Source organism: Pseudomonas sp. 5.2 (genome assembly GCF_059025405.1).
In genome coordinates this window covers 42,272-54,770 of sequence record NZ_JBYBHH010000005.1, presented here as the reverse complement: position 1 = coordinate 54,770, position 12,499 = coordinate 42,272, and the positions used below count along the sequence as shown (strand labels likewise).

Below are 12,499 nucleotides of genomic sequence, written 5' to 3'. Positions count from 1 at the left end.
AGGAGCAGCCTTGCGCTGCGAAGAGGCCGGTACTGGCACTGCATATATGTTGCCGGTACCGGCCTCTTCGCAGCACAAGGCTGCTCCTACAGTCAGCTAGAAGGTGTACGAAACCCCGGCCTGCACCGTTCGCGGTGCGCCCGGGTACACGTAGTTGTTGAACGCCCCTTCGTCATAACCCTTGTTGAAGACGTTCTTCACATCCAAGTTCAGCCGCACGTGTTCATTGACCTTGTAGAAGCTGAGCAGGTCAACCACGCTGTAGCGCTCCATGGTGTAGGTCGTCACGGCTGTCTGGCCGGCGCGATCATCCACGTATTTCAGGCCAACACCCAATCCAAGGCCTTTGACCGCGCCGTCCTGGAATTCGTAAGTGTTCAGCAGGCTGAAACTGTTGCGCGGGATGTTGGCCAGGTGGGTGCCGGTAGGCAAGCTGGTGTCCTTGGTCACTTCGGCATCGACATAGGCGTAGCCACCGATCACGCGCCACTCAGGGGTGATGTTGCCCGCAATGTTGATGTCCAGCCCGCGGCTGCGTACCTCACCTGCTGCGATGCTGTAGACCCCGGTGGGGTCGTTGGGGTCGCGTGCCAGCACGTTTTCCTTGACGATGTGGTACACCGCCGCATCGATGCTCAGTTGGCGATCGAGCGCTTCCCACTTCACGCCCAGCTCGTAGGATTTACCCTTCTCCGGGTCGAAGCTGCCGCCCCCCGGAGGGGCGCCACTGTTGGGCTTGAATGACCGCGCCGTGTTGGCATAGACCGCCACCGTGTCGGTCAGGTCGTAGATCAGGCCAACGCGCGGGGTGACGCCGTTCTCGCCTTTGCTGAAGTCACGGGTGTCGACCAGCTTGTCGTCATAGTCGTGCTCGAAGCGCTCGAAGCGGATGCCGGCCAACGCTTTGAGGCGCTCGGTCAACGCCACCTGGTCCTGAATGAAGAAGGCCCAGGTCTGCAGGTTTTCCTTGTCCCAGGTGGTGGTGCGTGTCAACGCGGGCCTTGGCTGGCCGAGCACCGGGTCGTAGATATCGATGGGGTAGGTGCCGACGGCTGCCGAGGAACGCTGGATGATCGAGTTGTAATCGTAGTTTTCGTACTCGATGCCGGTCAGCAGGGTGTGGCTGAAACCACCGGTGTCGAAATGCCCGGTAAGGTTCAACTGCCAGTCACGGTCAGTCCATTCCAGTTTGCGGTAGTTGAAGTTGCGCTGCAGGGTACGCCCGTCAGCGGGTGCGCCGTTTGCCTCCACCGCGTTGCCCTTGAGCGAGCCATCGAGAAACTGGAACCCGCCCCCCAACGTCCAGTTGTCATTGAGCAGGTGCTCGAAGCGCACCTGGGCCATGTTGTTGTCGTTGTGCAGCACGTTGTCGCTGCCTTTCTCCCAGATGTAGGTGTCGCGCGAGGCGCTGCCGGTTTGGGTGGCATAGCGGGTCAGGCCGCGGTCCAGTGGGTGGTTGTTGCGCATGAAGTCGCCTTCGAAGACGATTCTGGTGCTGTCGTTGACCTGCCAGCTGACCACGGGCGCCACGTCGTAGCGCTCGCTCTCGACATCATCGCGAAAGCTCTCGCCACCTTCGCCAAGCACGTTCAACCGGTAAGCGAGCGAGCCGTCCTCATTCAGCGGGCCGGTGGCATCGAGGGTGGCGCGGTGCATGCCTTGGTCGTCGATCTGGCTGCCCAGGGTGACCTTGCGCTCAGCCAGCGGCTGCTTGCTGACCACATTGAAGGTGCCACCAGGGTCGCCACGGCCATACAGGCTGGTGGCTGGGCCGCGGATCACTTCAAGGCGTTCGACGGTGTTGGCGTCGGGGGCGTTGGGGTAGCCGCGGTTGATCGGGAAGCCATTGCGGTAGAACTCGCCCGTGGTAAAGCCACGCACCGTGAACGTGGTCAGGCCCTGGCCGCCAAAGTTGTTGGCGCGGCCAACGCCGCCGGCGTAGTCCAGGCCATCTTGCAGCCGCGTGGCGCCGGTGTCTTCGAGCACGTCCTTGGGGACCACGCTGACCGATTGCGGGGTTTCGTGCAGGGCGGTGTCGGTGCGCGTGGCGCTTGCCGAACGGCTGGCCTTGTAGCCGACGACCGGGCCATCGGCGCGCTCACTGTCGGCAGTACCGGTGATACTCAAGGCCTGGAGTTCGATCCGGGCGGGGTCGCTGGGCGATTCGGGCTCAGCCCAGGCCAACGGGGAGACAGCATGAAGCACACAAAGCGAAACGAACGTGCGACGCATCGACGGTACGATCCTGGAGTAGGGCGCTGGGGGGAGGGGTAGAAAGCGTCGCGACACTACTACGAATCATTATCAAATGCATTCTTTTTAAATGGAGCGCGCGTGCCAAACTCCAAGCTCAGTCTCCGCCCATACGCGATCCCGGTAGAAGCAGCCTTGTGCTGCGAAGAGGCCGTAAACCCCAATACCTATCTGTTGCTGGAACAGGCCTCTTCGCAGCACAAGGCTGCTCCTACCGGGACAGGCAGTTCGCCGATTAATGCATCGCCTTGATCGCCAGCACATTGCACAGCGGATGCTCCAGCACATGTGCCGTGGTACCGCCCAGGAAGGTCTGCATGGCGTCGTGGCGGTGGCTGCCCATGACGATCACATCGACCCGGCTATGGCTGACGAACTGGGCAATCGCACGAATAGCTGGCCCCTCGACGAAATGCCTGCGCTCCAAGGGCACCTGGTGATGGTCGCCCAACCGGTTGAATGCTGACCGTTGCGCAGCTCGCACACTGCCATCGAAGCCAGGCATGGTGACGGTGCCGGCACCGAAGTCGGCGATGTGGGTCTTGGCCGCGTCGCACACATGCAGCAGGTGCAGTTCGGCATTGCACTGCAGCGCCAGCGCATGGGCGCTGTGAATAACCTGCTCGTCGAGGTGTTCACCGGCGCCATGGCTGTTCAGGTCCACTGCGGCGGCAATCTGCTTGGGCAGGGGCAGGCGGATATCACTGACCAGGTGCACGGCGATCGGGCTGTCCTTGAGCAACTGCCAATCCAGCGGTGTCACCAGCAAGCGTTTGAGCACCGGTTCGTGCTGCACGTCCTTGATCAGCAGGTCGCAGCCCAGGCGTTCGATGCGCTCGAGCACGCTGGCCAACGGGTCGCGGGTCAACAGCAGTTCGGTGGACACATCCAGGCCGGCGTCGGCCATCTGCTCGGCTTCATCGGCCAGCCACTGGCGATTGTCGCTGAGCAGCCGTTCACGCTCCCGGCCATCGCTCATCAAACCGAAAGTGTCGACATCGTCGACGAATACGTTGATATCGAGTAGCGCACCGCTTGACTCTGCCAACGCCGCCGCGCGCTGCAGAGCCGGCGTGTGGCGCATCTGCGGGCCGAGCATGACGAACAAACGCTTGAACTGGCTCATCTCACACCTCCGCGTGTGGAAGCCCCCCGGTTCATGCCTGGTGATCTGGCCCTGTTCAGTCTAGACCCACGTAGGCACCCTTGGGCGCCGCTTCGCTTGCGCTTGCCGCAGACGGAGCCTGGGTGTCAGCGGCCTCTTTCCACCCGCCACCCAACGCCGCGTACAGATTCACCTCTGCCACCAACTGCGCCAGGCGGTCATTGATCAGCCCCTGCTGGGCACTGAACAACGAGCGCTGCGCGTCGAGAAAGGTCAGGCTGCTGTCCACGCCGATCCGGTAGCGGTGTTCAGCAAGGTTGTAGTAACGCTGGTTGGAGGCCACCAAGTCGCGCTGCGCCTGCAATTGCCGCTGGTAAGTCGCCCGTGCCGCCAAGCCGTCGGCCACTTCCTGAAAGGCGCTTTGGATTGCTTTTTCGTACTGCGCTACCTGAATGTCCTTCTGCAACTGGGCATAGTCCAGGCTGGCACGCAGGCTGCCGGCGGTGAAGATCGGCAGGTTGATTTGTGGTTGGAACAGCCAGGTCCCTGACCCTGCATCGAACAGCCCACTGAGCGCCGGGCTGGTACTGCCGGCATTGGCGGTCAGGCTGATGCTCGGGAAAAACGCCGCACGCGCGGCGCCAATATCGGCGTTGGCCGCACGCAGCTGGTATTCGGCCTGGAGGATGTCGGGGCGGCGTTGCAGCAGGTCTGACGGCAGCCCGGCTTGCAAACCGGCGATCTGTTCGTCGGCCAGCGGCAAGGCGCCGAGGCCGTCGGCCACAGGGGCGCCCACCAGTACCGTCAGTTGGTTGAGGTCTTGGGCGACTTGGCGTTTGTAACGGGCGACGGCCGCCCGGGTACTGTCGACGCTGGTCCGCGCCTGGATCTGGTCCAGGGCCGACACTGTGCCGGCGCGGCGCTGGTTGGCGGTCAGGCGCAGGCTGCGCTCGTCCGCGGCCAGGGTTTCGTTGGCCAGCGTCAGCAGTTCCTGGTCGGCACGCCAGGTCAGGTACACGCTGGCGACACTGGCCACCAGGCTCAATTGGGTGCTGCGCCGGGCCTGGTCGCTGGCCAGGTAAGTCAACAGCGCTTGGTCACTGAGGCTGCGCAGGCGGCCGAACAGGTCCAGCTCATAAGCACTCACGCCTAGCGTCGCAGCAGTGGTGGAACTGATCATGCCCTGGTCGGTACCGGTCATGCGCCGCGGCAGGTACTGGCGTTGCCCCTGGCCATTGGCCGAGACCTTTGGCAACAGCTCGGCGCGCTGAATGCGGTATTGGGCGCGGTAGGCTTCGACATTGAGCGCCGCGCTGCGCAGGTCGCGGTTATTGGCCAGGGCGCTGTCGATCAGTTGGCGCAGGGTCGGGTCGTGGAACACCTGGCGCCAGTCCTCGACGGCCGGGTGCTTCTGCACATCGCCGGCGTAGGCCGGCCCCTGCGGGTACTGGGTGGCGACGGGGGTGTCCGGGCGCTGGTAGTCAGGGGCCAACGAACAGCCGCACAACAGCGCCGCGCACAGGATAAGGCTGGGTCGGGGCATCAGAGGGTCTCGCAGAGTCAGGCGCCTGCCATCCATTTGGTCAGCCCATGGCGGCCACTGACCCCCAGCTTGGCGGTGGCGCGCTTGAGGTAGGTTTCGATCGAGCTGTTCTTCACGTTAAGCCGCTGCGCCATTTCTGGCACCGTGCCGCCCGTCAGCAGGCCCAGGCAGACCTCCTGCTCACGCGTCGAAAGCCGCACGGCTTCCTGCACCAGCCGTTCGCCAAAGGAGTGGCGTAACGCGCCCGCCTGCAAATCGCACAGCGGCGAGCCGGCCTGCCGCGCGGCCCCTTGGTTGAGCAACTGGCCGTGATGCTCGACCAGGGGCAGCAAGGTGTCGGACAGGCTTTTCAACTGCGACAACTCACTCAACGAAAAGCCACGCTGGCTGGGCAGGCGGTGAAAGCAGATGACCCAGCGCCGGGCGCCGCTGCAAGACACCAGGTTGCACTGGTGGGCGCTGTGGCGCGGGTGGTCGGTGTCCGGGGGGGCCTTGAACTCGATCAGCAGCGGGTCCTTCATCTGCATGATGCTCTGCAGCAAAGGGTGGCGCAGAGGATCGACGCCGGGCAGTTCAGGGGCCGGGCCGGCGCTGCCGAGTACCCTGATGCGGCTGATGCTGGCGCCGCGTGGCTCGAGGGTCCATTCGCTGAGGTCGAGCCTGTGGATCGGCACTTGGGCATCGACCAGGTGCAACATCTGTTCGGCAAAGCCCTCGGCGCCGGTACTGGCGATCAGCTCGCCAAGTTGCAGATACAGCTGGGGGTCGGGGCGGTGTTCGAGGCTGTCGGTCAGCTTCATAGCGTTGTCATCCTTGATCCAAAGCGTTACGGCGGGTGGTGTCGCTGGCGAGTCCTCCGGGTGGCGAGTGGTTTGTGGCGGTATTCAAGCCCGGCCTGGGGGCCGCGTCTGTAATGGAAAACAGGGACAGAAAGTGCCACCGATTACGGATCAGTGGGGCAGGGCACTTACAGGCGAGACGCTGCACATGAACGGATCAGCCAGCCAATTGACGTCAGAAGGGTGGCGATCAACGCCTGATCCCGACCGATGGCCCCTGGCGTAGGCCAAACCGGGCAGCCGCTGTGGCAAATCTCCTACATGTTTTTCAGCAGCCATCGACAGGCCCGGTGCGTGTCCGGGTTTCGGGGGCCATACAGCCTGAAGGTGGGGTGCTTGAATCCGCGGATGATCAACCAGAAGGACCTGCCGAACCATGCCTGCCGCCCAAACCTTTGCCCTGACCGTTGCCCAGCGCGACATCTGGCTGGACCAGATCAGCCACGGCGACTCGCCGCTGTACAACATCGGCGCGTACGTCGAACTGGCCGGCGGGGTGGATGCCGAGCGGCTAAACCGGGCACTGGCGCACCTGGTCGCCCAGCATGATGGCCTGCGCACCGTGCTGGTGACGCACGCGGGCCAGGGTGGGGTAGCCCGCCAGTACTTTGCCGAGGCCCTCGATGTGCCGCTGGTGCAGCACGATGTCCGCAGCGCGGATGACCCGTTCGGCGCTGCCCAAGGCCTGTTGCAAACACAGATGCAGACACCGTACCGCCTGGATGCCAGCCCATTGTGGGGGGCGACATTGATCCGCCTGGGCGAGCAGCGGTACCTGTTTGCCGTGCAGGCCCATCACCTGATTCTCGATGGCTGGGGCGTGGACCAGTGGTTCAAGCAGATCGCCGACCATTATCGCCTGCTTGAACAAGGGCTGGCATTGCCAGACAGCGCCCCGTCTTACCGCGCGTTCATCGAGGACGATGCCCAGTACCAGGGTTCGCCACGCCATGACCGCGACCGCGATTACTGGCTGGCCAAGTACCAGCAGCTACCCGATGCCTTGCTGGCACCCCGCGAGCGCAATGCGCAGCACGTGTCGCCGCCCAGTGCGGTACTCGAACAGCCCTTCGATACCCGCTTGCTGGCACGTATGCGGGCCCTCGGCACCACGCTGCAGGCCTCGCCCTTCCATGTGCTGCTGGCGGCGTTGCATGTGTGCAGCGCACGTACCTGGCAGCGTGACGAGTGGGTAGTCGGCCTGCCGGTGCGCAACCGTGGCAACGCCCAGTTCAAGTCGACCCTGGGGCTGTTTACCCAAGTCAGCGCACTGCGCATGGACTTTGGCCGTGAACGCTCGTTCAGCGCGCTGGTACAGGGGATCCGCGATGCGCTCAAGCAAGACTTTCGCCATCAGCGTTTCGCCCTTAGCGAACTCAATCGCAGCCTTGGTGCATTGCGTGAAGAGCGGCCGCACCTGTTCGAGCTGATGGTGTCGTTCGAGGAGGATGGCAACGACCTGCGCTTCGGTGACGTGCCCGGCCACACGGTGATGGTCTGCAATGGCCACGAGCCCACGCCCTTGAGCATCCACCTGCGCTGCAACAGCCAACGCGACAGCGCGTGCCTGCACCTGGTGCACAACCGCGCCTGGTTCAGTGAAGAGGACGTGACAGCGTTGGCCGAGCGCCTGCTGCATGTGCTGGAGCAAGGCCTGGAGCAGCCCGAACAAAGCATCGCGGCGTTCGACCTGCTGACCGCCCGCGAGCACGCCCGCCTGCGGCAGTGGAATGCGACGGCGCAAGCAGCGCCTGAACAGGCTGAGGCGTTGATCCATCGTCGTATCCAAGCCCAGGCCAACGCCACGCCACACGCCGTGGCAGCGCTGCACGACGGCCAGCGCCTGAGCTATGGCGAACTCGACCGGCGTGCCGACGCGCTGGCCCGGCACCTGGCAGCCCTTGGCACCAAACCTGACCAGCGGGTTGCGGTGGTCGCCCAGCGCGGCCTGGACACCTTGGTCGGCCTGCTGGCCGTGCTCAAGGCCGGGGCCGCTTACGTGCCGATCGACCCAGCCCACCCGCAGGAGCGCCTGGCCTATCTGCTGCAAGACAGCGCGCCAGCCGTGGTGCTGACCCAGTCGCGGCTGCTCGACCGCCTTCCGCCCCATGGCCTGCCACAAATCGTGTTGGACCGCTGGGACTGGAACACGGCAACCGCCGCAATGCCAGCGCCTGTGCAGCCGCAAGCGAGCGACCTGGCCTATGTCATCTACACCTCCGGCTCCACCGGCCAGCCAAAGGGCGTGATGGTCGAGCACCACATGCTGGCCAACCTGGTCGACTGGCACTGCAACGCCTTCAACCTGGGCCCCGGGCGCCACCAGTCGAGCCTGGCCGGCTTCGGCTTTGACGCCATGGCTTGGGAGGTGTGGCCCGCGCTGTGCAGTGGCGCTACTTTGCACCTGGCACCGGTGCGTGACGGTGCTGAAGACATCGACGCCTTGCTCAGCTGGTGGCGCGCCCAGCCGCTGGATGTCAGCTTCCTGCCCACCCCGGTGGCTGAGCATGCCTTCGCCCAGGGCGAGCTGCACCCAACCTTGCAGACCCTGCTGATTGGCGGCGACCGCCTGCGGCGCCTGGCCCGCGAGCGGCGCTACCGGGTCATCAACAACTATGGCCCCACCGAAGCCACGGTGGTGGCGACGTCGGGCGAAGTAAACGCCGGCGGCCCGCTGCATATCGGCCGCCCGGTGGCCAACACCCAGGTGTACGTCCTCGATGAGCAGTGCCGCCTGCTGCCGATCGGCGCCCCAGGCGAATTGTATGTGGGCGGCAAGGGGGTGGCCCGGGGTTACCTCAACCGGCCGCAGATGACCGCCGAGCGTTTTCTCGACGACCCGTTCAGTGCGCTGCCAGGGGCACGCATGTACCGCACGGGCGACCTGGTGCGCTGGCTGCCCGATGGCACGCTGGAGTACCTCGGGCGCAATGACGACCAGGTGAAAATCCGCGGTGTGCGGGTTGAACTGGCCGAAATCGAAGCTGCCCTGGCCAGCCATGCGGCAGTGCGCGAGTGTGTGGTGATGCTGCGCGAAGGCCAGTTGCAGGCTTGGTTCATTGGCGGGGCGGCGGTGGAGCCCAGGGCGCTGCATGACCACTTGCGCGAACGCCTGCCAGTCGCTTTGTTGCCGGTGGCCTATGTCAACCTGGCCAGTTGGCCATTGACTGCCAATGGCAAACTCGACCGCCGTGCCTTGCCGACAGCGGACGACGCCGCCAAGGTGCGTCGCGAGCACGAGGCGCCGATCGGCGACGTCGAGCAACGCCTGGCCTTGCTGTGGGCCGAATTGCTGCAGGTCGAGCGGGTAGGGCGCCAGGACCACTTCTTCGAGCTGGGCGGCCACTCGCTGCTGGCCGTGCAACTGATCGAGCGCATGCGCCAGCAGGGCCTGCAAGCCGATGTACAGGTACTGTTCGGCCAATCGACCCTGGCCAGCCTTGCGGCCAGCGTAGTGGTCGGCGAAGCCGCGCGCGTGCCGGCCAACCGGGTTCCGCCAGGGTGCCAGCACATCACGCCGGGCATGCTCACCCTCAGCGAACTGTCGCAGGTTGATATCGACCGCATCGTTGCCACGGTGCCGGGCGGCGCAGGCAACGTGCAGGAAATCTATCCGCTGGCGCCCCTGCAACAAGGCCTGCTTTACCACCACGTCACCGATGCTCGCGACCCGTACCAGCAGCAGGCTTTGTTTACCTTTGCCAGCCGCATGCAGTTAGAGGCCTTCACCGAAGCGTTGCAGCAGGTGATAGACCGTCACGACATCTTGCGCACCAGCCTGGCCTGGGAGGGGCTTGAACAGCCCCAGCAGGTGGTCTGGCGCCAGGCCCTTCTGACGGTCGACAACTGGGTGGGGGAGGCACGCGCAGGCAACATTGCCGGGCAAATGCGCAGCCACTTCGACCCCCAGCAACGGCCCTTGGACCTGCGCCAGGCACCGATGATGGCGCTGGCCTGCGCCGAGGATGCCCAGCACGGGCGTTGGTTGGGCTTGCTGCGCTTCCACCACTTGGTCAACGATGCTGTTTCGCTACAGGTGCTGTTGGGCGAGCTGGACGCCTTCATGGCGGGGCGCGGCGAGCCGTTGCCGGCACCTGTGCCGTATCGTGACTACGTGGCGCTAAGCGCTGCCCCCGAGCGCCAGGCCCGGCACGAAGCCTTCTTCCGCGAGCAACTGGCTGGCATCGAACCGCCAGCGCCGATTGCCGGGCTGGGTGGCGAGCCGGTCGACGAGGGTGACCTGCACAGCCACAGCCAGGTGATCGATGCGCCGCTGGCAGGGCTGTTGCGCGCTCAGGCCCGGCACCATGGCGCGAGCCTGGCCAGCCTGCTGCACCTGGCCTGGGCTCAGGTGCTTGGCGCCCTCGGTGGGCGTGATGAGGTCACCCTGGGCACCGTGTTGCTGGGCCGCAGCATGGCTGGCAACGGGGCTGATCGTGCCCTGGGCATGTTCATCAACAGCGTGCCCTTGCGGGTAGGCCTGGCGAATCGCTCGGTCGACCAGGCGCTGAGCGAGACCCACGCGCGGCTGGCCGCCTTGCTTGGCCATGAAGATGCGCCGCTGATCCTCGCCCAGCAGTGCAGTGGCTTGCCCGCCGGCACGCCGCTGTTCAACAGCTTGATCAACTACCGCCAAGGGGCAGTAATGCTCGGTCCGGTATTGCCGGGCGTAGAGCTGGCCGAAGCCAGTGAAGTACACAGCCATGGCCTGGTCCTCACGGTGGACGACCATGCCGACGGGTTACAGTTCGCCCTGCGCGCGCCGCGTGCGATTGGCGCGCAGCGAGTGCTGAACTACCTGTTGACCACCTTGCGCCAACTGGGCAATGCCCTGGCCGAGCGCCGCAGCACGCGCCTGGATGCACTGTGCGCGGTGCCAGACGGCGAGCTGCACCGCTTGCTGCAGGGTTTCAACGCCACCGAAGACCCACAAAGCCCGGTCAGGCAGACCTTGCCGGCGCTGTTCCAGGCCCAGGTGCGGCGTACACCCCGTGCCATCGCGCTGCAGGCTGAGGACGGCTGCCTCGATTACCAGGCCCTCAACGCCCAGGCCAACCGCCTGGCCCACCACCTGATCGCCCTGGGTGTTAAGCCCGATGCGCGGGTGGCGGTTTGTGTCGAACGTGGCGCTGCACTGATGGTCGCCTTGCTGGGCGTGCTTAAGGCCGGCGGCGCCTACGTGCCACTCGACCCCGCTTACCCGGCCGAGCGGCTGCGCTTCATGCTGGAAGACAGCACGCCGTCGGTGGTGCTGGTGCACGGCGCTACCCTGGGCCTGTTCGAGCAAATGCCAGGCCCTGTGCTTGACCTTGACCGTGGCGATTGGCACGCCTGCTCGGCAGCCGACCCGCAAGTGCCGGGCCTGGGCCCGAGGCAGTTGGCCTATGTGATGTACACCTCGGGCTCCACCGGCACCCCGAAGGGGGTGATGGTCGAGCACCGTGGCCTGTGCAACCTGATGCACTGGGGTTCGCGCATCTGCCCGCCACGCCCGGGCGATGCCTTGCTGCAACGGGCGCCGTTCACCTTCGACGGTTCGGTCTGGGAGCTGTTCTGGCCGCTGACCGCCGGTTTGCGCCTGGTCCTGGCGCGCCCTGACGGGCACCGCGACCCGGCGTACCTGGTGCAGTTGGTGCAGGCCAGGCAGGTGACCACGATCAAATTCGTCCCGGCGCTGCTGCATCAGTTTCTGGAAGAGCCGGGGGTTGAGCGTTGCACTAGCCTGACGGACATCTTCTGCGGCGGCGGTGAACTGACATTGGCGCTGGTACAACGCCTGCGCGAATGTCTGCCCACGGTGCGCCTGCACAACGTCTATGGCCCGACCGAAGCGACGGTAGACAGCACCGCCTGGACCCTGCAGCCGCACGAACCGCTGCCGTTGATCGCGCCGCCGATCGGCCGGCCGATCGCCAATACCCGCCTGTATGTGCTCGATGCGCATGACCGCCCGGTGCCACTCGGCGCGGTGGGCCAGTTGCACATTGGCGGCGTCGGCGTGGCCCGCGGCTACCTCGGGTTGCCGGCATTGCAGGCTGAGCGCTTCATCGCCAGCCCGTTCGTCGAGGGCGACCGCCTGTATCGCACGGGGGACTTGGTGCGGTACCGCCTGGACGGTGAGCTGGACTTTGTCGGCCGCAACGATTTCCAGGTCAAGCTGCGTGGGTTGCGGGTCGAGCTGGGGGAAATCGAAGCGTCGCTGACGGCGCACCCGGCCATCGGGCAGGCCGTGGTGCTGATGCGCGAAGAGCGCCTGGTTGCCTACTTCACCTGCCGCGAGGGCAGCAGCGCACCCGCGCTTGAAGTGCTGCGCAGCCACGTGCTGGCGCGCATGCCCGATTACATGGTGCCGCAGGCGTTCGTTGCCCTGGGCGAGCTGCCGTTGAGCAACAACGGCAAGGTCGACCGCCAGGCCTTGCCAGCGCCTGGGGCCGAGTCGGTGATCAGCCGCCAGTACCAGGCCCCGCGCGGCGAGCTGGAAACGGCGCTGGCCGAGATCTGGACCGATGTGCTGAAGATCGAGCAGGTTGGGCGCGACGACAACTTCTTCGAACTGGGCGGCCACTCGCTGCTGGCGGTCAGCCTGGTGGCACGCATGCGCCAGGCCGGGTTGCATGTGGATGCCCGCACCTTGTTCAGCCAGCCGACCCTGGCTGCGCTGGCCGCCAGCACCCGCCTCGAGCAGGTCGAGGTGGTGATACCGCAGACCACCATTCCCAGCCTGGGTAAACGCAGGCGCATCTAAGATCGCCGGGGCCG

At 65.4% G+C, this 12,499-nt stretch carries 5 protein-coding genes; 1 reads left to right on the top strand and 4 read right to left on the bottom strand.

Going from position 1 to position 12,499, the window contains the following annotated elements:
* Positions 1 to 96: 96 nt before the first annotated feature.
* The 4 genes from AC5PZ0_RS09540 to AC5PZ0_RS09525 form a co-directional block, all read right to left on the bottom strand.
* Positions 97 to 2,232: a TonB-dependent siderophore receptor gene (locus AC5PZ0_RS09540; RefSeq protein WP_493854790.1), complete on the bottom strand. Its 2,136-nt coding sequence runs from the start codon at positions 2,230 to 2,232 to the stop codon at positions 97 to 99.
* Between the two features lie 256 nt (positions 2,233 to 2,488).
* Positions 2,489 to 3,379, bottom strand: a complete 891-nt coding sequence (locus AC5PZ0_RS09535; RefSeq protein WP_493854789.1) for a universal stress protein — start codon at positions 3,377 to 3,379, stop codon at positions 2,489 to 2,491.
* A 55-nt stretch (positions 3,380 to 3,434) separates the two neighbouring features.
* Positions 3,435 to 4,901: an efflux transporter outer membrane subunit gene (locus tag AC5PZ0_RS09530; RefSeq protein ID WP_493854788.1), complete on the bottom strand. Its 1,467-nt coding sequence runs from the start codon at positions 4,899 to 4,901 to the stop codon at positions 3,435 to 3,437.
* Between the two features lie 17 nt (positions 4,902 to 4,918).
* A complete protein-coding gene (locus AC5PZ0_RS09525) occupies positions 4,919 to 5,701 on the bottom strand; it encodes a helix-turn-helix transcriptional regulator (protein WP_027596795.1) in 783 nt (260 codons plus the stop codon).
* Between the two features lie 415 nt (positions 5,702 to 6,116).
* Between AC5PZ0_RS09525 and AC5PZ0_RS09520 the strand changes: the two genes are divergently transcribed.
* Positions 6,117 to 12,485, top strand: a complete 6,369-nt coding sequence (locus AC5PZ0_RS09520) for an amino acid adenylation domain-containing protein (RefSeq protein WP_493854787.1) — start codon at positions 6,117 to 6,119, stop codon at positions 12,483 to 12,485.
* Positions 12,486 to 12,499: the final 14 nt, after the last annotated feature.

Excerpts from the sequence above, each read along its gene's own strand:
- AC5PZ0_RS09530 (WP_493854788.1), bottom strand. The coding sequence starts at position 4,901 with ATGCCCCGACCCAGCCTTATCCTGTGCGCGGCGCTGTTGTGCGGCTGT.
- AC5PZ0_RS09525 (WP_027596795.1), bottom strand. The coding sequence starts at position 5,701 with ATGAAGCTGACCGACAGCCTCGAACACCGCCCCGACCCCCAGCTGTAT.
- AC5PZ0_RS09535 (WP_493854789.1), bottom strand. The coding sequence starts at position 3,379 with ATGAGCCAGTTCAAGCGTTTGTTCGTCATGCTCGGCCCGCAGATGCGC.
- AC5PZ0_RS09520 (WP_493854787.1), top strand. The coding sequence starts at position 6,117 with ATGCCTGCCGCCCAAACCTTTGCCCTGACCGTTGCCCAGCGCGACATC.
- AC5PZ0_RS09540 (WP_493854790.1), bottom strand. The coding sequence starts at position 2,232 with ATGCGTCGCACGTTCGTTTCGCTTTGTGTGCTTCATGCTGTCTCCCCG.